Raw genomic sequence first — 20,699 nt, 5'->3', positions numbered from 1 at the left:
ACGCCACCGCCGGCAAGCCGGACTGCTACAGATCGGATTGTGTAACGCACACTATTTTTCTCAGCAGCTAGTCTGAAGTTTCACACCCACCGCAGATGTCACTCCACATGCTTGGGTTACCAAAACAATAAAAAAGGAGATGCTTCATGTCGTTGCAGCGTTCAGAACAGGGGCCGACCGACCTCAAGGCGTTCGTCGGTGACTACTTCCCGGACCGCAGCCTCCCTTCCGACGGCCTGATCGTTCAGTCGTGGTATCGCAGCGTCGTAGAGCACGGTCTGGAACCTGCCGGGCGGGGCAACAAAGTGATCCTCAGTGCCGCCGAAATCCATCGGCATCAGGCTTTTCATCACGATTACATGTCCATCGCAGGCCAAGGCATCAGCGGGCTGGCCAAGCGCGTCGGCCAAGCGGGCTTTGCCGTGCTGCTCAGCGATGAACGGGGCATCACCCTGGACTCCCGCGTGCCCACCACCGGCAGCGATTACGTCGACTCGGGCCTGATCATCGGCTCGCGCTGGGATGAATCGCTGGTGGGTACCAACGGCATCGGTACGGGCCTGGCCTCGGGCAGCCCGTTGATCATCCATCGTGATGAACACTTTCTGCGCGAAAACGACCGCCTGAGCTGCTCGGTATCCCCCATCTTCGATTCCCTGGGCAACGTGCGCGGCTGCCTGAACGCCTCGTGCCTGAACAGCAACGGCCCGAAAGAGGCGCAATACCTGACGTTGCAACTGGTGATCATGTACGCGCGGATGATCGAAAACGCCTACTTTCGCCACAGCCATCGCAACACCCTGACGCTGATGATCAAGCCCTGCGAAGAGATCAGCGACCTGGCCAACGAACAATTGCTCGCACTGGACGATCAGGGCCGGGTGATCGGCGCCAACCGTGCCGCCTTCGTCGAACATGAAACCCATGGTCATGGCCTGTTGCTGGGGCGCAGGCTGAGTGAGCTGTTGTCGGTGGACGTCGACGAACTGCTGCGCCTGTGCAACGGCGGCGCCGATGCCACGCGGCTCGACAACGGGCAGCGGCGGGTGGAAATCGGCCTGCGCATGCCGGTCAAGGTAGGCGCAACCTCCACCGCCGAACCTCGCCGCGTTTCAACCGCGCATCCCGCGCCCACGCTGGACCAGCTCAGCGGCGCCGATCCGCGTCTACAACAGAGCGTGGCGCGCGTGTACAAGGTGCTGGACAAGGATTTGCCCATTCTGATCAACGGCGAAACCGGGACAGGCAAAGAGGCTTTCGCTCGCGCGATTCACCTGGCCAGCCGACGCCGCACAGGCCCTTTCGTGGCGCTCAACTGCGCGGCAATTCCAGAGACACTGATCGAAAGCGAGCTGTTTGGCTATCGCAGCGGCAGCTTTACCGGTGCCAGCAAAAAGGGCATGAAAGGCAAGCTGGAAATTGCCAATGGCGGCACCCTGTTTCTCGACGAAATCGGCGACATGCCCGCGCATTTGCAAACCCGCCTCTTACGCGTGCTGGCCGAACGGGAAATCTCTCCGTTGGGCGCCGATGCGCCGCTGCCGCTGGACATTCAGGTGATCTCTGCCACCCACCAGAATCTGGGACAGATGATCGCCACCAAGGCGTTTCGTGAAGACCTGTTCTACCGCCTCAATGGCATGAACCTGCACCTTCCTGCGCTCCGTGAACGCAGCGACATTCGCCAGGTGATCGAAGCCGTGCTGCGCGACCAGCCCGGTGGAGAAGATTGTCGTCTCGACAGTGCGAGCATGGGCTTGCTCAGTCGCTACCGCTGGCCAGGCAACATTCGGCAGTTGATCAATGTGCTGCGTTACGCCGTTGCATTGGCCGAGAACGGCTTGATTGACAGCGATTGCCTGCCTGCCGAGTTTCACGACCAGACGCTCTGCTCCACGAACGAATCGGCGTCTTTGATCGAGCGCCCGCCGCTGGCGCAACTGGCGGCAGACGACGAAGGCTTACGCCTGCTGGAGATGCTGCGTCGTCACCAATGGAACATCAGCGCCGTGGCCGACGAATGCTCAGTGGCGCGCTCGACCCTGTATCGGAAGATGAAGAAGTACGGGATCGTGCAGCCTAATCTCATGAATTGATCCGACAAGGACGCATCGTTGGAACTCCCCTTTTCCAATCGTCGTTGTGGGGGATTTTGTGGTGGCTGGTCAACTGCATTCGCCACCCAGTTGGCTCCCACAAGGTTTGCGGCGAATCCAGATCTTGATATCGACGCTAAAACTGTGGGAGCCGGCTTGTTGGCGAATACGGTCTGTCCGTCAACGTGATGTATCTGACCCGATGCTTTCGCCAGCGAGCCGGCTCCCACAACTGCGACGCTCACTTCATGAACCCCTCCATGAAATCCGCGATCCCGCTGGCAATCTTCCGTCTCCAGACCGGCGTCGCGGGATTGGCCAGCGTCTGATCTTCACTGACAAAACTGCGGATGATCGCGTTGTAGCCCAGCCAGCGACACGGCTCAGGCTCCCAGGCTTTGAGCCGATTCAGGCCGCCCTCGCGAATCACCCAAGGCTGATGAACCAGAGGGCTGTCGCGCTCCAGAATCAAGTCGGCCAGCGTGCGGCCGCCCAGGTTGCTCGCGCCAACCCCCTCTCCACCGTAACCACCCGACAGGGCAATCCCGTTGACCCGATCACAGAGCATGTGAGGATGGAAACGTCGCGACATGCCCAGGTTGCCGCCCCATGAGTGGGTAATGCGCACGTTCTTCAATTGCGGGAAAAGCTCACCGAACAGGTAGCGACGCAGTTGAACTTCACTGTCGGTCAGGTCGAAGTTTTCCCTCAGGCGCCCACCCAACTGATACCCCCCGCGCGCGCCGAAAATCAATCGGTTGTCCGCCGAGCGCTGACCATAGGTCACCTGTCGACTGCTCTCGCCGAACGCCTGGCCGTCGTTCAGACCGATTTCATCCCAAACGCTGTCCGACAATGGCTCTGTCGCGACAATCAGGCTTTGCACCGGCAACTGATAACGGCTCAGCGCAGGCATTGTCGCGGCATAGCCCTCGACAGCAGGAACCACCCAGCGGCAACGAATCTGACCCTGCGCCGTCGTCACGCGCCCTGTAGCCCAATCCGTCGCGGGAGTTCGTTCATAAATCGGCACGCCCACCTGCTCTACCGCCCGCGCCAGCCCCCGGACGAGCTTTGCAGGCTGGATCGTCGCCAAATGCGAAAAATGAATCGCGCCGTACGCTTTGGCAATGCGCAATTGGGTCCCCAATTGTCCGGGCGTCAGCCATCGGTAATCGGCCTCGGTCAACCCCTGCTTGTAGAGTTTTTCGAGGTACTCGCGCAGACCCCTTTCCTGCTCGGGGTATCGGGCCGCACAGTACAACGCCCCGCCTTTGCGGTAATCGCAGTCGATACCTTCACGGTCGATGACGCGCTTCACCTCATCGGGAATGTCGAACAGCAATTCATAAGAGGCTCGACGCGCATCGGCTGCCAATCCGGCGAGCAGGCGCTCATCGCCCAGCAGATTGCCCATTACCCAGCCGCCATTGCGCCCGGACGCGCCGAAACCTGCGGTCTGTGCTTCGACGATCACGACGTTCAGATTCGGGGCGTGCTGTTTGAGGTAGTAGGCGGTCCACAGCCCGGTGTAGCCCGCGCCGATGATGGCCACGTCGACATCGAGGTCGTGCTGCAATGAAGGCCGGGGCAACAGGGGTTCATTGAGTCGATCCATCCATAAACTGATCGTTTCCCACGCTGGCATCGCCACCCTCCATTGACCTCGGTTGAGGGTGTCGATGCTAGTCGGTAGTGACAGCATGTGAAAGCCGACGCATCAGTATCGCTTGGCGTAGCGTAATCGCGAATGAATTCACTCCCACATCGAGGGACTGAGTCGCTGCCATCAAATCTGGATATACACCACATGGGTATGGGTGAACTCATACACCCCATGCTTGCCATCCGCGCCGCCGATACCGGACTTTCGGATACCCGCGTGGAAACCCTGCATCGCTTCGAAGTTCTCGCGGTTGATGTAGGTTTCGCCGAAATCGATCTCGTTGCACGCCTTCAGCGCCGCGTTGAGGTCGCGGGTGTAGATCGACGACGTCAGGCCGTATTCGCAATCGTTGGCCAGCGCGATGGCTTCATCCAGGTCGTCGATGATCTGGATCGGCAAGACCGGCCCGAAGATCTCCTGACGCATGATGTCCATGTCCTGGCGGCAGTTGGCGAGCACCGTGGGCTGGTAGTGAAAGCCCTTGCCGCCCTTGTCCGCGACCGCGCCACCGGTAACGATCTGCGCGCCGCTGCCCACAGCCGTCTTCACCATCTGCGCCACTTTGTCGAGCCCTGCCTTGTTGACCAGCGGCCCCATGTCCAGCCCGTCTTCAGCCAGGGGGTCGCCATATCTGGTCGCTGCCATTGAGGCACTGACGCGCTCGATGAACCGATCGGCCACCTTGCGCTCGACGTACACCCGCTCGGCGCAGTTGCACACTTGCCCGGTGTTGATCACCCGCGAAGCCGTGATCGCTTTGACGGCCAGATCCAGATCGGCATCCGCCAGCACAATGGCCGGGGCCTTGCCGCCCAGTTCCAGATTGAGCTTGGTAATGTTGTGTGCCGCAGCCGCCATGATGCGCTGGCCCGTGGCAACGCTGCCGGTGAAGTTGACCATGTCCACGTTCGCACTGGCGCTCAAGGCATTGCCCACGGTGCCTCCTTTACCTGACACGATGTTGACCACGCCTTTGGGCAGATCGGTTTCGGCCAGCAATTTGGCGAACTCGAAACAGTTGATCGGGGTTTCTTCGCTGGGCTTGATGACGATGGTGTTGCCGGTGATCAGCGCCGGAGCGAGTTTGCGGGCGATGAGGAAGAACGGGAAGTTCCACGGCAGAATCCCGGCGACCACGCCCAGCGGCTTGCGGAACACGAAGATGTTTTCGCCGGGCCGGTCGCTGGTGAGGATTTCACCTTCCAGGCGGCGCCCCCACTCGGCCATGTAATCCAGATAGTCGGCGGTGAAGTTGACTTCCACCCGCGCCAGCCCCAGTACCTTGCCCTGCTCGGCGGTGATGATGCGAGCCAGACGCTCGGCGTTGTCACGCACCTTGCTGGCGATGCGACGCAGGTAACCGGCGCGTTCGTTGGCGGGTTTCTTCGCCCAGGTTTTCTGCGCCGAGCGCGCAGCGGCGATGGCCCGCTCGACCTCACTGAGGCTGGTTTCCGGCACTGAACCGAGCCGTTCGCCGTTGGCCGGGTTGAAGACGTCGATCAGGTTGTCGCCGGGAATGAACGCGCCGTCGATATAGCTTTGGTAGATCGGGTTTGAATCGCTCATGGGTACGCCTCTGCTGATAGATGTTCGTGAGCACAGTGTTTCTGAGGCACCTGATAATCCCTGTGGGAGCCGGCTTGCTGGCGAATGGGTTGGGTCAGTCACAGCAGAGTCGACTGACACGCCGCATTCGCCAGCAAGCCGGCTCCCACAGGTTTTGCACCACGGTTTTGTGCTGTCGCAATTGGATGCCTTTACTGATTCGCTGCCGTCCTCGCCGATGCCATCTCTTTCTTCAGGTCATTGGCGCGTTTGATGATGTACTGATGCACCAGCTCCACCTCCTCCGGCTTCAACTCCTCGGCAAACGACGGCATGCCATCATTGACCCGGCCGCCATAGACGATGCCAAGGAACATCTGGTGGTTTTCCTTGCTGAGCATGCGCAGATCCGGCAATACGCCGCCGCTGATGGCGTTGATGCCGTGACAGGTGTCGCAGTGGCCGTTGAACAGCGCGCGGCCTTTGTCCACCTGCTTTGTACGTTATTTGTATTTCAGGTCTGGCAGCTTCGCGGTGCCGCCGAGCTTGTACGTCAGCACTTGCGCGTTGGGCTTGACCCCGGCGCGCAACGACAAGGCCCCGGCGAAGGTCGAAAACGCCCCGCCCCACCCGGCCATGAACGTCACGTACTGCTCACCATCGACCTCGTACGTCACCGGCCCCGCCATCACGCCGGTGTTGGCCGGTTGCTCCCACAACACTTTGCCCTTGTCCGCCGAATAGGCGACGACGCGCCCGTCGGCGGTGCCCTCGAACAGCAGGTTGCCCGCCGTGCTCAGGGTGCCGCCGTTGAAGATGGTCGAGTACGGCACTTCCCAGCGCGCCTCTTGCTTGAGCGGGTCCCACGCGATCAGCTTGCCCGTCCAGGTGTCCGCCAGTTTGCGCAGACCGTCGGGGTCTTCGGGCATCATCCCGGTGTTGACCTGCAACTGGTACATGCTCTTGAACTTCTTGCGCGGCGGTTGGCCGTCGACGTCCTGATACAGCGCCGACATGATGTGCGCCGGGATATAGACCAGCCCGGTCTGCGGGTTGTAGGACATGGGCTGCCAGTCGTGGGCGCCCCAGAATGCGGGCTGCACCAGCAGCGCTTTCTTCTCCGGGTCGCGCCAGTAGACCGCCGCTTTCTCATCGACGATGGGCCGTCCGGTCTTCATGTCGACACCCGTCGCCCAGTTGATCGGGACGATGTTCTTGGCCGACAGCAATTCACCGGTCTTGCGGTCGATGACATAGAAGAAGCCGTTCTTCGGCGACTGCATCAGCACCTGGCGCACTTTGCCGTCGATCTTCAGGTCCGCGAGCATGATGTGGGCGGTGGCGGTGAAGTCCCATGCGTCGCCTGGCGTGGTCTGGTAATGCCAGACGTATTCGCCGTTGTCCGGATTAATGGCGACGATGGACGACAGAAACAGGTTGTCACCCTTGCCTTCCGAGCGCAGACGAGGATTCCACGACGAAGCGTTGCCGACGCCGATGTACAACAGGTTGAGTGTGGGGTCGTAGGACATCGAATCCCAGACCGTACCGCCGCCGCCCTGTTCGACGAACTTGTCGCCATACCAGGTCTTGCTGGCGATCTCCATGGCCTTGTTTTCCGGCGGCCGTTTCGGGTCACCCGGCACGGTGAAGAAGCGCCAGTCCTGTTTGCCGGTGTTGGCATCGTAGGCAGTGATGTAGCCGCGCACGCCGTATTCGGCGCCGCCGTTGCCAATGATCACCTTGCCTTTGACCACCCGAGGCGCGCCAGTGATGGTGATGCTGCGGTTGGGATCGGTGCGGGTGTCCACCGACCAGACCTTCTGCCCGGTCTTGGCGTCGATGGCCTCAAGGCGCCCGTCGAGCACGCCGACAAACACTTTGCCCCCCCACACCGCCACACCCCGGTTGACCGCGTCGCAACAGGCCTCGCCCGCGCGGCTGCGGTCAGACTGCGGATCGTACTTCCACAGCAGCTTGCCGTTGCGGGCATCCAGCGCGTACACCACGGAAAACGGCCCAGTGGTGTACATCACCCCATCGACCACAATGGGCGTGGCCTCCACGCCCCGGTCAATGTCCAGCTTGTAGGTCCAGGCCAGGCCCAACGTTGAAACGTTTTGATCGGTGATTTTTTTCAGCGGGCTGAAACGCTGTTCGTCGTAGGTTCTGCCGTGGCTCATCCAGTTGCCAGGCTCCTGATCGGCGGCACTGATGCGCGCACCATCCACGGCGGCGGTGTCGGCGGCATATGTCTGAGGCGCCAGGGCGATGCCCAGCGTCAGGGCCGTGAACAACAGCGAAGGGTGAGGAAGTCGAAGATTCAGACCAGATCGGTTCATGGGGCTCTCCGTTTCTTATTAGAACCGGACGCGTCTGTGCTCCGGCTGGAAAGCCTGAGAGCAAGCGCTGTGCCACGCCAATGAAACGTCGACTTTTCAGGGGTTTGTGCGTTTTTTCCCACACGCACATCTGGTTTATCGCGCTACACTTGTCGCGTTTTCAGCGACACACGTCGCAACACCTCATACACCGACGCCACAACAAACGTGCTTTCATTCAGTTGTTTTGCCTGACTCCTCGCTCAGCACCGAACGCGATGCTGGCATTGTGGTCAATGTCCTGACACGCACGCCTTTGAAGCCAGACTATCGTGAACACGCCCACCTCCCCGACGACGGCGCCGATGAGCAGTCGCCCGACACCGCTGACCGATCCTGCTCAGTGGATCATCTGCGAGCACTGCGATTCGCTGTACCACGCCCAGCCCCTGAACAAGGGCGAATCGGCCTATTGCCTGCGCTGTGCCGCCGTGCTGGATCGCGGGCATCGCATGAGCATCGAGCAGATGCTGGCGCTGAGCATTGCGGCGGGCATCATGTTCATTTTTGCCAACGTGTTCCCGGTGATCAGCATCAGCATGAAAGGCCTGCACAACGAAGTGACGTTGTGGGGGTCGGTGGAGGCGCTGGCTCAGGGACAGATCACGCTGATCGCACTGGTGGCCGGGCTGGCGATCATTCTGGCCCCCGCGCTGCAAATCGCCCTGCTGTTCTGGGTCTTGATCCACGCCCACCGCAACGAAATCGCCCCCGGTTTCAAGACCTGCATGCGCACCCTTGAACACTTGCGGCCCTGGAGCATGCTCGAAGTCTGTTTGCTGGGCATTCTGGTGGCCATCATCAAACTGGCGGGCATGCTCGACGTGCACCCCGGCGTGGGTCTTTGGGCGATGGCGATGCTGATGGTGTTGATCGTGCTGATTGCAGGCAAAGATATCCGGCGCCTGTGGAATGAATTGGGGGTAGAGCCGGAATGAACGGCATTCCCTATGCCCGCGAGCATAACGTCACACTGTGCCATGTGTGCAGTTACGTGTGTCCCGAAGACGCTCATGACTGCCCGCGCTGCGACTCCCCTGTTCACACCCGAAAGCCCGACAGTCTGGCCCGCACTTGGGCGTTTCTGATCGCGGGCCTGATTTTCTACATCCCGGCCAACGTCTTGCCGGTGATGTTCACCACGCTGCTGGGCAGCGCCAGCGAGAACACCATCATGAGCGGGGTCATCGAGTTCGCCGAAAGCGGCTCGTGGGACATCGCCATTCTGATTTTCATCGCCAGCGTGCTGGTGCCATGCATCAAGTTCGTGGTGCTCGGCATGCTGCTGGTGACCTGCCAGCGCCGTAGCCAGTGGGCCATGCGCGAGCGCTCGCGGCTTTATCGCTTCATCGAGCTGATCGGTTATTGGTCGATGCTCGATGTGCTGGTGGTCGCGTTGGTGGCGGCGCTGGTTCAGTTCCGCGGTCTGAGCACCATCGAGCCGCGTCTGGGCATTCTTTTTTTTGGTTTGGTGGTGGTGATGACGATGCTCGCCGCCATGAGTTTCGATCCCCGGTTGATCTGGGACGCAGAGGTTGAAGATGTCTGATAGCACCCTACCCCCATCGGCGCCCGAGCCGGTACGACCGAAGGTCAAGGCCCGAAAGGCGCGCATTTCACTGGTCTGGCTGGTGCCGATCGTCGCCGGTGTGATCGGCCTGTCGATGGTCATCCACGACTTTCTCAATGTCGGCCCCAAGGTCGTCGTCAGCTTCCTGACCGCCGAGGGTCTGGAAGCCAAGAAGACACAGGTCAAGTACAAGAACGTAGTGATCGGTACGGTCACCGACATCGCCCTGAGCGACGACCGCACTCATGTGCTGGCGACCATCGAACTGAATCAGTCGGCCGCCCAATTCACCCATGCGGATACGCAGTATTGGGTGGTCCGTCCACGCATCGGCGCCCACGGCGTTTCCGGGGTCGACACCCTGTTGTCCGGCGCTTTCATCAGCGCCGACCCCGGCAGTTCCGACAAGACCGAAAAAAACTTCACCGGTCTTGAAACCCCGCCACCAGTAACCTACGGCGACAAAGGTAAGCGGTTCATTCTGCACAACGACGACCTCGGCTCGCTGGACATCGGCTCGCCCGTGTATTTCCGCCGGATTCAAGTCGGCCAGGTGGTCGCCTATGAGCTGGCCAAAGATGGCAAGGGCGTCGATATCGAAATCTTCGTCAATGCCCCCAACGACGCGTTCGTGCTGACCGATTCGCGCTTCTGGAATGCCAGCGGCGTCGACGTCAGCCTGGGCGCAGCAGGACTGAAGGTTTCGACCCAGTCGCTGACCTCAATTCTTTCTGGCGGTATCGCCTTCCGCGAACCCAAGTACAGCCCGGACGCCAAACCGGCCGAGGCCAATACCGAATTCAAGCTGTTCGAAGATCAGGCCACCGCTCTGGCCCCACCCGATGGCGAACCCAAGTACATTCGCATGCGTTTCAACCAGTCACTAAGGGGATTGGTGGTCAACGCGCCGGTGGACTTTCTGGGCGTGAACATCGGCCGCGTAGTGTCGGTAGATTTGGATTACGACCCGGCCACGGGTACATTCCCCGGCGTCGTCGGCGCGGTGATTTACCCGCAACGTCTGGGAGCGGCCAACGACAAACTCAGGGAGCAGGCCGGGAGTGGCGATGAGGAAGAGCAAACGTCGCGCATTCTTGGGCGTTTCGTCGAGCGCGGCCTGCGGGCGCAGATCCGCACCGGCAACCTGCTGACCGGCCAGCTCTACGTGGCCATGGATTTCGACCCCAAAGCGCCAAAAATTGCTTACAACGCCAAGGCACGCCCGATGGAAATTCCGACTATCGCGGGCAGCTTCGACAAATTGCAGGAACAACTTCAGGCCTTCGTCGACAAACTGGGCAAGATCCCTATCGATGAACTGGCCAATAACCTCAACGGCAGTTTGGTCGAACTTCAGAAAACGATGAAAAACGTCAACGGCCAAGTGCTTCCGCAAGTGACCGGAACCTTGCAACAGGCACAGAAAACACTGGGCAACGCCAACGCTACACTGTCGGACGATTCGCCGGCCCGCCAACAATTGGGCCAAGCCATGGAGGAAGTGCAACGCACCGCCCGTTCAGTACGGGTGTTGACCGACTTCCTCAGCCGCCACCCAGAATCACTGATTCGGGGTCGTACCGGCGATGCAGCGCCCGGTTCGTATAAAGGTTCGTCTTCTTCCCGTGAAATTGCCCCGGAGCCCGCGCCATGACCGTGCGTACCCATCTTCTGACGCTGGCCTGCGCACTGGGCCTGGCCGCTTGTGCATCCACGCCGACCCACTACTACACCTTGATCGCTCCCGCCACTCAGGCACAGCCGTTGGCGGCGCAAGCGCCCTTTCAGTTCGAGATGCAGCCTGTGCTGATGGCAGTCCAGGTCGATCAGCCTCCGCTGGTCGTGCGCCAAGGCGACGGCAGTCTGGCAATCCTCGAAAATGAACGCTGGGGCGCGCCGCTGGGCGACGAGTTCCATGATGCGCTGACCGGCGAACTGGAACGCCGTTTTGGGACCCGCGATCTGGCGGGACTGCCCAAACAGGCCGATCAGCCAGTGCTCTCGATCCGAACGGATGTGCGGCGCTTTGAATCGGTGCTCAATCAATATGCCTTGATCGATGTGGTCTGGAACCTGAGCCTGCGAAGCAACGGCGCCCAACGCCAGAACCTGACCTGCAGCAGCGTCATACGTCAGCCTGCCGGGACCGGCATGGAAAATCTGGTACTGGCCCATCAGAAAGCCGTTGCGAGCCTGGCCAATACCATCGCTAAAACCGCCACTGACTGGAGCCATCAAACCCACTTGCGTTGCCCTTCCTGAATCCTTTTCCAATAACAGGGATTTAACAAGTTGAGGCATCTGTATACAGGTGCCTCAGCATGTATTACCCACTCAAATAACAACCCTCAATTGAATAGACCCCTAGGATAACCTTGTACATCTTTTTCGAACCCGTCCAGTTTTCGCCTTCCAAGTCATACAACTGTTTAATAGTAATTCAATCTCAATCGATTGGATCCCTTCCCACCCCAATCGGATATTCGCTATTGTCACGCCCATTACAGAACCTCCTCGCCGGGGGGGATGTGGTAATAACCAGGTGTTTGGGTTAATTGTTCATTCAGTGAAAGTCAGGGTGTGGTGTGGCGGCAGGGCGACAAGAAAAAAGGAGGCACACATGACAGGGATTGGTCCAAGACTCAGAGAAGAGCGCACACGCCTGAAATTGTCTCAAAGCGCATTGGGCGCAATCGGGGGTGTTGAAACCAATGCGCAGGGTAATTATGAAAGTGGGGCACGGTCACCAAAAGCCGATTATTTACTGCGTATCACGGGGGCTGGCGTAGATATCAATTATGTATTGACCGGTGTGCGCCAACGGGAAAATGATGGCACTTTGCCTTCGACTGTTCCTCATGATGCTGTTCACCATGAGCACTTTGAGAAAGTGACCCACCAACTGCATCGCAATCTCCATGGACTCATTGACGCGCTGTACCAGATGGCGCTGTTGATTGAACTGCGCGCCAACGACACTCAGGATGAGACCACGAAAACCGAGCTCGAAACGGTGCGTGCACAAGCACAAGAACTGGCCCAGGCTTCCGTACGATTGATTTTCGAGACCTCAAGACTGACCTGAATACCCAGCGGCGTCGACGATCAACAATACACGCGGGGTGAATGATTTCCTGAGTGAAACCACCCCCCGCCCCACTGCACCGCTGCCTAGCGACGCTTCAAACGGTCAATGATCACCGCCAACAACAGAATCGTCCCGCGAATCACGTACTGGTAGAACGTGTCGATATTTTTCAGGTTCATCGCGTTTTCGATGATCGCCAGAATCAACACGCCCGCGATTACGTGGCGAATCATGCCGATACCGCCGCTCAGCGAGACGCCACCCAGTACGCAGGCCGAGATCACGGTCAACTCGAAGCCCTGACCGATCATCGGTTGGCCCGAGGTCATCCGCGAAGCCAGCACCACGCCCGCCAGAGCACCGATCAGACCGTGAACCGCGAAAATGATGATCTTGGTCCGGTCGACGTGCACCCCTGCCAGCAGGGCGGCTTCCTGATTGCCACCGATGGCCAGCGAATTGCGGCCGTAGGTGGTGTAGTTGAGCAACCAGCCGAAGAACACGAAGCAGACGACGGTGATCAGAATCGGTACCGGCACGCCGAACAACTGACCGTTACCAAACACGAAGAACCCCTCGTCCCCTACCCCGACGGCCTTGCCGTTGGAGAAGATGTACGCCAGCCCGCGAACGATCTGCATGGTAGCCAACGTCGTGATCAGTGCGTTGATGCGCAGCTTGGCAATGACGATCCCGTTGATCAGGCCGACCAGCAGCCCCATGGCCAATGCGGCCGAAACGCCAAGAAACACGCTGTCGGTGTCGCGAATCACGATTCCGGCAATTACGCCAGAGCACGCCAGCACTGAACCGACCGAGAGGTCGAAATGCCCGGACGCCAGACAGAACAGCATGGTGCAGGCCGCAATCCCCACGGTGGAAATCGCCAGCCCCAGGCCGCGCATGTTCAACGGCGACATGAAGTTATCGATGAGTAAGGCACAGAGCACGAAAATGCCCAGTGCGGCCAGAAGCATGGCCCAATCGTCGAAGAACCGACGCAAGTTCATACCCTGACGGGGGGCCGTCAGACGGCTGGTTTCGGTAGACATACGCACCTCGTTTTTGTTTTTCACGTCGCTCACTAGGCTCGACTGACTCGTTTCAGCCGCGCGTGCGCGGCAGTGCCAATTGCAACAAGCGTTGTTCGTTGGCCTCGTCGCGAGACAACTCGCCGGTAATGGCGCCTTCGCTCATGACCAGAATGCGGTCGGAAATGCCCATGACTTCCATCAGGTCACTGGACACCACAATCACCGCGATGCCCTCTGCCGCCAGGTTATGGATGATCTGATAGATCTCCGATTTGGCACCGATGTCGATGCCCCGAGTCGGCTCATCCAGCAACAGCACTTTCATCGGCATCGACAGCCAGCGACCGAGAATCGCCTTTTGCTGGTTGCCACCGGACAGGAACAGCATCTGTTGTTCCGGCGACGGGGTTTTCACATTCATCGAGCGAATCTGGTGCCGGGCGTTTTCCCGCTCCCAGCGGCCCTGAATGAGACAGCCCAAATGTACGTGACGAGGTCGGGCGCCGATGTTGATGTTCTCGGCGACGCTGGACAGCGGCACGATGCCCTCTTTCTTGCGGTCTTCGGGGCACAGCAGAATCCCGGCGTCGATGGCGTCTCGCGGCGACCTCAGGCTCAGCGGTTTGCCGTCCAGTTGCAGGGTGCCTGCCTGGCTGCGAGTCAAGCCGGACAACAGGCGGAACAGCTCGGTACGCCCTGCACCCACCAGGCCAAAGAAGCCCAGCACTTCGCCCTTTTCCACAGCAAAACTGACCGGTTCCTGCAATCCCGGCCCCAACAATCCGGTCACCCGCAGGCTCGGCCCCTGTTGCTGGCGTGGACGGTAGTTGTAGATGTCCTGAATGTCGCGGCCGACCATGCACGTCACCAATCGGTCATGGTCCAGCTCAGCCATGTCTTCAAAGGTACGCACGAAGCGCCCGTCCTTGAACACGGTGACGGCATCACACACACGGAAAATCTCCTCCATGCGATGGGATACATACAGAATCACCCGACCTTCATCGCGCAGCTTGACGATAATCGCCATCAAGCGATCGATCTCCCGGGCCGACAGGCTGCTGGTGGGTTCGTCGAACGCGATGACGTGCGCGTTGCGCGACATCGCCTTGGCGATCTCCACCAGTTGCCGCTGGCCCAGCGACAGGTCGCCCAGCCGGGTGTTGGGGTCGATCTCGTCCGCCAGGCCCTTGAGCAGCTCGCGAGCGCGACGCACCATGGCCCGACGGTTGACCATGCCCCAGCGGTTGGGCATGTGACCCAGCAACAGGTTTTCGGCCACGGACATGTCCGGGACCAGATGCAGTTCCTGGTGAATAACCGCCACCCCCGCCGCGATACTGTCTGCGGTGGATTTGAACGCCAGGTGCTGATCGCCGATCTGCAGGTCGCCACTGTTGGGCTGGTAGGAACCACCGAGGATTTTCAGCAGGGTCGATTTCCCCGCGCCGTTTTCGCCCATCAGTGCATGAACACTGCCCGGCCGAGCTTCGAAATGGATGTCCGACAGCGCTTTCACGCCCGGAAAGGTCTTGCCGATGCCGTTGAAACGCAGACTGCCCCCTGCTCGGGGTCGCTGCGCCAGGGTTGCTGAAGCCTGTTGCATGAACCACCTCCTCCTCGCCCTACCCTGACGGTGGAGCGAGGCCTTGCCGATGTACGCTGCGGGTTACTTGTACAGACCGATCTTGGTCAGCACGTCCTTGAAGTTCTCGCGGGTGATCAGGGTCACGTCATCCATGGCGGTGTACTTCGGCGGTTCCTTGCCAGTGGAGATCCATTCGTACATTTGCAGTGCAGTGTTGTAGCCCTCTTTATCCGGGCTGGGCAGCATCGAACCGAAGAAGCCGCTTTTGGGCTTTTTCAGTTCGTCGATGGCATCGGTGCCATTGATGCCGATGCCGATCACGTTGTCCGGTGCGAAGCCTGCGCCTGCGGTGGCGCGTACGCCGCCCAGTACGGTGTTGTCGTTCATGCCGCCGACAATGAGGTTTTTCGCGCCGCTGGGCAGTTTGGGCAGGGCAGCGTTGGTGGCGTCCATGCTGCCCGGCACGTCGAGGGTTTTCTGTGGGGTGAAGAGGATGTGGTCTTCCGGCAGACCGGCCTTCTTCAGTGCATCCACCGAACCGTCCGTGCGCTTCTTGCCCGTGTCCAGCTCGTTGTAGGTGTTGATGATCGCGTAGGTTTCTTTCCAGTCCCACTTGCGGTTCTGGGCTTCGGTGGCCATGGCGGCGCCTTGTTTCTGGCCAACTTCGAAAGCGGCCATGCCCAGATACGGCACATCCTCCATGAACTTGCCTTTGGCGTCGACGAAGCGGTCGTCCACGGCCATGACTTTCAGGTCGTTAGCCTTGGCCTTGGCGACGATGGCCGGGCCGAGGGACACGTCAGGCGGGCAGATGACAAAGCCCTTGGCGCCATTGGCGGCCAGGTTGTCGATGGCGGTGAGGGTTTTCTCGCCGTCCGGTACGGCGATCTTGATGACTTCGAAACCGTGGTCCTTACCGGCCTTCTCGGCGAACTGCCATTCGGTCTGGAACCAGGGTTCTTCGGCCTGTTTGACAAGGAAACCGATCTTGACCGTGTCAGCGGCAAGGGCGCCGCCGCTCATTCCTACGATTGCAGTGGCAACAGCAGCACAGCACAGGGAGCGAATCCCGTGGCGACTCAACATAGCTAACTCCTTATTTTTATTGAATAGCTACAGCGTCCAGCAGTGAGTGTCGTGACAGCCTGAACGTGGAAGACGCGACAGGCTGATCGACTGAAAACAGTCATATCATATTATCAATGCGACCTATGTAACCGAGTGTCACACCCTCTCGAAGCATTAGCCGGCAAAGCAGTGTGAGGTCGTTCCACGAATGCCCGTTTCCGCTTGCAGCACCGCGCCGTCCAGCGGCAGGGCATCGTTCGACGGCCGGGCACTGGTGACGAACAGGGTGGTCATGCCCGGACCACCGAATACACAACTGGTCGGATGACTGACTGGCAATTCGATGATCCGATCGACGCTGCCATCCGGCGCAAAACGGATCAGACAGTGGCCGCCCCAACGGGCATTCCACACATAGCCTTCTGCGTCCATCGCCGAGCCGTCCGGCACGCCGCGCACATGCTGAGCCGCCCAGATACGGCGCTCGCCCAACGAACCGTCGGTTTGAATCGGGTAGCGATAAATCACGCCATCGAGGCTGTCGGCAGTCAGCAACGCAGCACCGCCGTCGGCCCAGAGCATCGTATTGACGATCCCTTGCCCGCCCAGCAACGGCGTGACATGAGCATTGGCGTCCACGCGAAACAGCCCCCCGGAGCGGCGCTCCAACGGCAAGTCCCCGCCCTCGGCGTCCAGATTGTTCTGCATGCTGCCCAGCCACAGTCGACCCTGACTGTCGCAACGGGCCTCATTGGCCCGATTGCCCTGGACAGGGTCGGCGATACACAACAACGACAGCGACGGGTGATCCGTCGGAGAATCAAGGTTCAGGCGATACACACCACTGGAAAGGGTGACAAGGGCATCCCCCCTGACGGTAGGAATGAAGGCGGAAACCGGCTCGTTGAACTGCCAGTGCCGCACCTGGCACTGTTGCCAGCGCAATGCGCGGAATCCGGCGATGTCCACCCAGTACAGGCCGTGTTGAACGTCGTCCCAGAACGGCCCTTCGGCCAATTTGAATCGCTGGTCGCTGACCGGCTGCCACTTCATAGCGAATATCCTGTTTTTTATTGTTGTTGGGGTTCAATGCCCCGGTGGTACTGGGTTTAGCTACTCGGTTTTACTGCGCCAGCGAACGGGAAATCACCTCGCAGGCGTTTTCAATCAGGCTCATGCAGGCCCAGACGCCACGGGCCGAATCCCGTGTGGCAATCGCGTCAGCCAGGTCCTTGTGCAAGGGCAACGTGCGCCCCAACTCTCCCGGCACGGCGGACGACACTTCGAACGAAATCGCCAGCAACGCCCCCATCGCCGGGAGCATTTGCTCGATGAACTGGTTGTGACTGGCCGCCAGCACTGCTTCGTGGAAACGCTGGTCGGCGTGGTTGTAATCCCCCTTGTCCGCCACACTCGCGGCCAACTGTTGATAAGCCGCCTGAATCTCGACGATCTGATCGGGGGTCGCCCGCTCACACGCCCAACGCACCGCCATCGGCTCGATGGCGCGGCGCAAATCCAGCAAATCCATCACAAAGCCCTTGGACAGCCCCTTGGCCGCCAGCCAGCCGACCACCTGCGGATCGAACAGGTTCCAGCCACGAATCGGCAACACCCGCGTCCCCACCTTCGGCCCGACTTCCAGCATGCCTTTGGCCACCAGTGTCTTGATGGCCTCGCGGATCACCGTCCGGCTGACGCCGAATTCCTCACACAGCGCGGCTTCGACCTTCAACGATTGACCTGGCGCCACATTGCCGTGAGCAATCCAGGCACCCAGACGATCCACCGTTGACGCGTGAAAACTGTTGCTCATTCATTCGCCTCTTTTTGCGGTGCTTTGCGCAAATCGAGGCTAATGATCATATGAATGAGAGTCAAACCCCTGTACAGCTACTCAAAGCTGGGCTACACCTCTTGGAAAACGAGCTGCACGGCAAATCTTTCGCAAATAGTATTACGATTAAATTCTAAATCGAGCTATTTTTCAAAAAAATATACTAAATAAGACAAAAAGCCATAAATTAGTAAGACCAAATCACCCATAGCGCCACTCATAACAAAAAAGGAAGGAAGTGATGAGAAAGACATTGGTCCCTGCCATCGGCCTGGCCGTATTGGCAACCGCCCTCCAGGCTCACGCCGCTACCGGCCTGACCAGCGAACAGGCCGCGTTTGGCCAGATGCCGGACGGCACTGCGGTTCAGAAGTTCACTCTGCGCAACAGCCACGGGATGCAAGCCTCGGTCATTACCTATGGCGGTACGCTGCAATCGCTGTTGGTCCCGGACAAGCACGGTAAGACTGAGGACGTGGTGCTGGGGTTCGATGATCTGGCGGGCTACCTCAGCGGCACCTCCTACTTCGGCGCCACCATCGGCCGCTTCGGCAATCGCCTGGCCAGTGGTCAATTCACCCTCGATGGCAAAACGTATCAAGTCCCGCAGAACGACAAGACCAATGCCCTGCATGGCGGCCCCAAGGGGTTCGACAAGCAGGTTTGGAAAGCCGAGCCCATCAAGGACAAGGGTTGGGTGGGCGTCAAGCTGAGCTACGTTTCCGTCGACGGCGAAATGGGTTTCCCTGGGACGTTGAAAACCGAAGTCACCTACAGCCTCAACGAGAAGAACGAGCTGCGCATTCAGTACCACGCCACCACCGACAAACCGACGGTGCTGAACCTGACCAACCACAGTTATTTCAACCTCGCGGGCGCGGGTAACGGGGACATCCTCGATCAAGTCGCCATCGTCCACGCCAGCCACTACACGCCGGTCAACGAGAAGCTGATCCCGACGGGTGAGCTGCCCTCCGTCACAGGCACGCCGCTGGACTTCCTCAAACCCGTGGCGTTTGGCAAACGCATTCGCGAGGACAATCCGCAACTCAAATTCGCCGAGCCGACACAGGGCGGCTATGACCATAACTGGGTGCTGGACAACAAAGGCAAAGTGTCGAACCTGGCAGCCGATGTCGTCGATCCCAAGTCAGGTCGCCGCCTGCAACTGTTCACCACCGAGCCGGGCGTACAGCTCTACACCGGCAATTTCCTGGACGGCACCGTGAAAGGCAAAGCCGGGAAAATCTACCCTCATTGGGGTGCGTTCACCTTGGAGACTCAGCATTATCCTGATTCGCCGAACCAGCCAAACTTCCCGTCGACACGCCTGGATCCGGGCAAGGCGTATAGCCAGACGACCGTGTTCAAGTTTTCCAGCCAGTAAACGCGACCGAGTCAATCCCGAAAAACGCCGAGCTTCTACTTCCGCCCTTGATCTTGATCTACGCGAAAGCCCAGACACCGCCGACCGCGACTTGCGTTCAGCCTGCACCCAAGTCGCGGTCGGCGGTGTCTGGGCCTTTTGTGTATTAAGAGCAGGAGCAGAATGTTGGCGGGCTCAGGCAACATCCGGTCGGCTCACCCTAGGCTTCGGTCTCAGGTGTTTGCATGATCCGCAGCGGGCAAATCTGCTTCGCTCGTGCCGCCAGCGCCTCCCGCAACCCCTGCATCTGGGTAATACGCTCATCGAGCAAGGCGATTTTTTCGGCGAACAATCGCGCCAGGACCTCAGTGGAGGCCGTTTGATCGTTCCACAACAGCGGCAGATTCTCTCCCATTTCCGCCAATGAAAAACCCAGTTGCTGGGCCAGTTTGATGTACCGAACCAAGTCAACGGTCTGCGCGGGGTAGAGTCGATAGCCATTGGCCGTGCGCTGAGGCTTGATCAAGCCTTTCTCTTCATAAAAGCGCAACGCATCCACGGAAACACCCGTGTGTTTCGCCACTTCGCCGATTCTCATACTCATCCTCGTTCACCTTGACTCTGGACCTTGCTCCAGGCTTTAGCCTGCCGGTTCAAACTGTGAGGGATCGACATGCTTAACGTAAACCGCAATTTGCGCATCGTCCGCGCCAGCGCCCTGTACGACCTGCTGGTCACGGCCCCCTTCATGACGCCGTGGACAGCAGCGCTGTGCCTGCAAGGCTTCGCGACACTCTCGAACGCGCTGGCGCTGGAACGCCCGGTGCCCATACCGGATGTCACGGCGATGCTTTTCGCCAATCTGTTGGGCAGCATTGTGGTGGTCTGGTCGATGTGGCGGCTCAAACAGCCGAGTCGACAGGTCGGGCTGTTCGACGCGGCAGCGCGCGTCCTGTTTGCGCTCTGGCAACTGTACGCGGTGAAACAAGGCGCGAGTTTTCTACTGCTCGGTTTCACCTTTTTCGAGGTGATATTTGCCGTGGCGCAGGCGCTCCCCATCCACACTGCGTCGACACGACAATCGGCCTCAGCGCCGTTGTCTCAGCCCTCTTCCGTCACCTGAATACGAAACTCTCCGGGTGCGCTACGTCGCACCCGCCCCTCCGTTCGAAGGGGTCGTGGAATTATTTTCACGCTATTCGACTACTGGCATTTTCATCATTCCCCCCAAGGACGCATTGCTGCTCAGTGAGTTGCAATCGCTCATTATCGCGTTTTGCCGAAACGTCAAAACCCCTGCATTGAACTCGCATGGATCCAAACTAAGGTTGGGGAATCCAACCGCATACAGGGGCAGGTACGCGCCTGCTTCGGCTCAACAAAACGCCGTTGGACGCAAGCGGTTTGCCGCTTTTGGAACACACCAACGCCCAAAGAATTGTCGCGTCGATGTTTCTTGA

At 59.5% G+C, this 20,699-nt stretch carries 16 protein-coding genes and 1 pseudogene; 8 read left to right on the top strand and 9 right to left on the bottom strand.

Annotated elements, in window-relative coordinates:
• Positions 1 to 146 precede the first annotated feature (146 nt).
• Positions 147 to 2,096: a sigma-54-dependent Fis family transcriptional regulator gene (locus tag ACI5GA_RS27395; protein WP_421425094.1), complete on the top strand. Its 1,950-nt coding sequence runs from the start codon at positions 147 to 149 to the stop codon at positions 2,094 to 2,096.
• A gap of 241 nt (positions 2,097 to 2,337) precedes the next feature.
• On the opposite strand, the gene ACI5GA_RS27390 is transcribed toward ACI5GA_RS27395, so the two are convergent.
• The 3 genes and pseudogenes from ACI5GA_RS27390 to ACI5GA_RS27380 all read right to left on the bottom strand — a co-directional run bounded on the left by ACI5GA_RS27390 (position 2,338) and on the right by ACI5GA_RS27380 (position 7,649).
• Positions 2,338 to 3,744: an NAD(P)/FAD-dependent oxidoreductase gene (locus ACI5GA_RS27390; protein WP_421425093.1), complete on the bottom strand. Its 1,407-nt coding sequence runs from the start codon at positions 3,742 to 3,744 to the stop codon at positions 2,338 to 2,340.
• 141 nt (positions 3,745 to 3,885) lie between these two features.
• Positions 3,886 to 5,328, bottom strand: coding sequence for an aldehyde dehydrogenase (gene aldA / locus ACI5GA_RS27385; RefSeq protein WP_404634785.1), 1,443 nt, complete (start codon positions 5,326 to 5,328; stop codon positions 3,886 to 3,888).
• Positions 5,329 to 5,519: 191 nt separating this feature from the next.
• Positions 5,520 to 7,649 (bottom strand): annotated as a pseudogene (locus tag ACI5GA_RS27380) (PQQ-dependent dehydrogenase, methanol/ethanol family).
• Between the two features lie 344 nt (positions 7,650 to 7,993).
• Between ACI5GA_RS27380 and ACI5GA_RS27375 the strand changes: the two are divergent.
• The 5 genes from ACI5GA_RS27375 (at position 7,994) to ACI5GA_RS27355 (ending at position 12,343) form a co-directional block, all read left to right on the top strand.
• The gene (locus ACI5GA_RS27375) at positions 7,994 to 8,626 is read left to right on the top strand and encodes a paraquat-inducible protein A (RefSeq protein ID WP_404634781.1); all 633 of its coding nucleotides are present in this window, start codon (positions 7,994 to 7,996) and stop codon (positions 8,624 to 8,626) included.
• Complete coding sequence (locus ACI5GA_RS27370; RefSeq protein ID WP_404634779.1) at positions 8,623 to 9,237, top strand: paraquat-inducible protein A; 615 nt, start codon at positions 8,623 to 8,625, stop codon at positions 9,235 to 9,237. Before ACI5GA_RS27375 ends, ACI5GA_RS27370 begins: the two co-directional genes overlap by 4 nt.
• A complete protein-coding gene (locus ACI5GA_RS27365; RefSeq protein ID WP_404634777.1) occupies positions 9,230 to 10,912 on the top strand; it encodes an intermembrane transport protein PqiB in 1,683 nt (560 codons plus the stop codon). The genes ACI5GA_RS27370 and ACI5GA_RS27365 overlap by 8 nt, the downstream gene beginning before the upstream one ends.
• Positions 10,909 to 11,520 (top strand): PqiC family protein, encoded by a 612-nt coding sequence (locus ACI5GA_RS27360; RefSeq protein WP_421425091.1) that lies wholly within the window; start codon positions 10,909 to 10,911, stop codon positions 11,518 to 11,520. The genes ACI5GA_RS27365 and ACI5GA_RS27360 overlap by 4 nt, the downstream gene beginning before the upstream one ends.
• Positions 11,521 to 11,878: 358 nt before the next feature.
• The gene (locus tag ACI5GA_RS27355; protein WP_421425090.1) at positions 11,879 to 12,343 is read left to right on the top strand and encodes a helix-turn-helix domain-containing protein; all 465 of its coding nucleotides are present in this window, start codon (positions 11,879 to 11,881) and stop codon (positions 12,341 to 12,343) included.
• Between the two features lie 86 nt (positions 12,344 to 12,429).
• Here ACI5GA_RS27355 and araH read toward each other — a convergent pair whose 3' ends face one another.
• The 5 genes from araH to ACI5GA_RS27330 all read right to left on the bottom strand — a co-directional run bounded on the left by araH (position 12,430) and on the right by ACI5GA_RS27330 (position 17,852).
• Positions 12,430 to 13,398 carry an L-arabinose ABC transporter permease AraH gene (gene araH, locus ACI5GA_RS27350; RefSeq protein ID WP_404634771.1) on the bottom strand — a complete coding sequence of 323 codons (969 nt, stop codon included), beginning with the start codon at positions 13,396 to 13,398 and terminating at the stop codon, positions 12,430 to 12,432.
• Positions 13,399 to 13,450: 52 nt separating this feature from the next.
• Positions 13,451 to 14,986 (bottom strand): L-arabinose ABC transporter ATP-binding protein AraG, encoded by a 1,536-nt coding sequence (gene araG / locus ACI5GA_RS27345; protein WP_421425089.1) that lies wholly within the window; start codon positions 14,984 to 14,986, stop codon positions 13,451 to 13,453.
• Positions 14,987 to 15,049: 63 nt separating this feature from the next.
• On the bottom strand, positions 15,050 to 16,054 hold the full coding sequence (locus ACI5GA_RS27340) for a substrate-binding domain-containing protein (protein WP_404634767.1): 1,005 nt from the start codon (positions 16,052 to 16,054) through the stop codon (positions 15,050 to 15,052).
• A 156-nt stretch (positions 16,055 to 16,210) separates the two neighbouring features.
• The gene (locus ACI5GA_RS27335; RefSeq protein ID WP_421425088.1) at positions 16,211 to 17,089 is read right to left on the bottom strand and encodes an SMP-30/gluconolactonase/LRE family protein; all 879 of its coding nucleotides are present in this window, start codon (positions 17,087 to 17,089) and stop codon (positions 16,211 to 16,213) included.
• A gap of 70 nt (positions 17,090 to 17,159) precedes the next feature.
• Complete coding sequence (locus ACI5GA_RS27330; protein ID WP_421425086.1) at positions 17,160 to 17,852, bottom strand: FadR/GntR family transcriptional regulator; 693 nt, start codon at positions 17,850 to 17,852, stop codon at positions 17,160 to 17,162.
• Between the two features lie 262 nt (positions 17,853 to 18,114).
• Between ACI5GA_RS27330 and ACI5GA_RS27325 the strand changes: the two genes are divergently transcribed.
• A complete protein-coding gene (locus ACI5GA_RS27325; RefSeq protein WP_404634761.1) occupies positions 18,115 to 19,260 on the top strand; it encodes an aldose epimerase family protein in 1,146 nt (381 codons plus the stop codon).
• Positions 19,261 to 19,459: 199 nt separating this feature from the next.
• Here the strand turns inward: ACI5GA_RS27325 and ACI5GA_RS27320 are convergent, their stop codons facing one another.
• Positions 19,460 to 19,843: a MerR family transcriptional regulator gene (locus ACI5GA_RS27320; protein WP_404634759.1), complete on the bottom strand. Its 384-nt coding sequence runs from the start codon at positions 19,841 to 19,843 to the stop codon at positions 19,460 to 19,462.
• A gap of 69 nt (positions 19,844 to 19,912) precedes the next feature.
• Here ACI5GA_RS27320 and ACI5GA_RS27315 point away from each other — a divergent pair, with 69 nt between their 5' ends.
• Entirely contained in the window at positions 19,913 to 20,362 is a 450-nt protein-coding gene (locus ACI5GA_RS27315; RefSeq protein ID WP_404634757.1) for a hypothetical protein, read from the top strand.
• Positions 20,363 to 20,699: the final 337 nt, after the last annotated feature.

Origin of the sequence: Pseudomonas sp. Pseu.R1, from assembly GCF_045764065.1 — a bacterium.
Taxonomy (GTDB): Bacteria; Pseudomonadota; Gammaproteobacteria; order Pseudomonadales; family Pseudomonadaceae; genus Aquipseudomonas.
Note: the sequence above shows the minus strand (reverse complement) of the source record. Positions and strands in the feature narration are given on the sequence as shown.

Excerpts from the sequence above, each read along its gene's own strand:
- ACI5GA_RS27395 (WP_421425094.1), top strand. The coding sequence starts at position 147 with ATGTCGTTGCAGCGTTCAGAACAGGGGCCGACCGACCTCAAGGCGTTC.
- ACI5GA_RS27390 (WP_421425093.1), bottom strand. The coding sequence starts at position 3,744 with ATGCCAGCGTGGGAAACGATCAGTTTATGGATGGATCGACTCAATGAA.
- aldA (WP_404634785.1), bottom strand. The coding sequence starts at position 5,328 with ATGAGCGATTCAAACCCGATCTACCAAAGCTATATCGACGGCGCGTTC.
- ACI5GA_RS27375 (WP_404634781.1), top strand. The coding sequence starts at position 7,994 with ATGAGCAGTCGCCCGACACCGCTGACCGATCCTGCTCAGTGGATCATC.
- ACI5GA_RS27370 (WP_404634779.1), top strand. The coding sequence starts at position 8,623 with ATGAACGGCATTCCCTATGCCCGCGAGCATAACGTCACACTGTGCCAT.
- ACI5GA_RS27365 (WP_404634777.1), top strand. The coding sequence starts at position 9,230 with ATGTCTGATAGCACCCTACCCCCATCGGCGCCCGAGCCGGTACGACCG.
- ACI5GA_RS27360 (WP_421425091.1), top strand. The coding sequence starts at position 10,909 with ATGACCGTGCGTACCCATCTTCTGACGCTGGCCTGCGCACTGGGCCTG.
- ACI5GA_RS27355 (WP_421425090.1), top strand. The coding sequence starts at position 11,879 with ATGACAGGGATTGGTCCAAGACTCAGAGAAGAGCGCACACGCCTGAAA.
- araH (WP_404634771.1), bottom strand. The coding sequence starts at position 13,398 with ATGTCTACCGAAACCAGCCGTCTGACGGCCCCCCGTCAGGGTATGAAC.
- araG (WP_421425089.1), bottom strand. The coding sequence starts at position 14,986 with ATGCAACAGGCTTCAGCAACCCTGGCGCAGCGACCCCGAGCAGGGGGC.
- ACI5GA_RS27340 (WP_404634767.1), bottom strand. The coding sequence starts at position 16,054 with ATGTTGAGTCGCCACGGGATTCGCTCCCTGTGCTGTGCTGCTGTTGCC.
- ACI5GA_RS27335 (WP_421425088.1), bottom strand. The coding sequence starts at position 17,089 with ATGAAGTGGCAGCCGGTCAGCGACCAGCGATTCAAATTGGCCGAAGGG.
- ACI5GA_RS27330 (WP_421425086.1), bottom strand. The coding sequence starts at position 17,852 with ATGAGCAACAGTTTTCACGCGTCAACGGTGGATCGTCTGGGTGCCTGG.
- ACI5GA_RS27325 (WP_404634761.1), top strand. The coding sequence starts at position 18,115 with ATGAGAAAGACATTGGTCCCTGCCATCGGCCTGGCCGTATTGGCAACC.
- ACI5GA_RS27320 (WP_404634759.1), bottom strand. The coding sequence starts at position 19,843 with ATGAGTATGAGAATCGGCGAAGTGGCGAAACACACGGGTGTTTCCGTG.
- ACI5GA_RS27315 (WP_404634757.1), top strand. The coding sequence starts at position 19,913 with ATGCTTAACGTAAACCGCAATTTGCGCATCGTCCGCGCCAGCGCCCTG.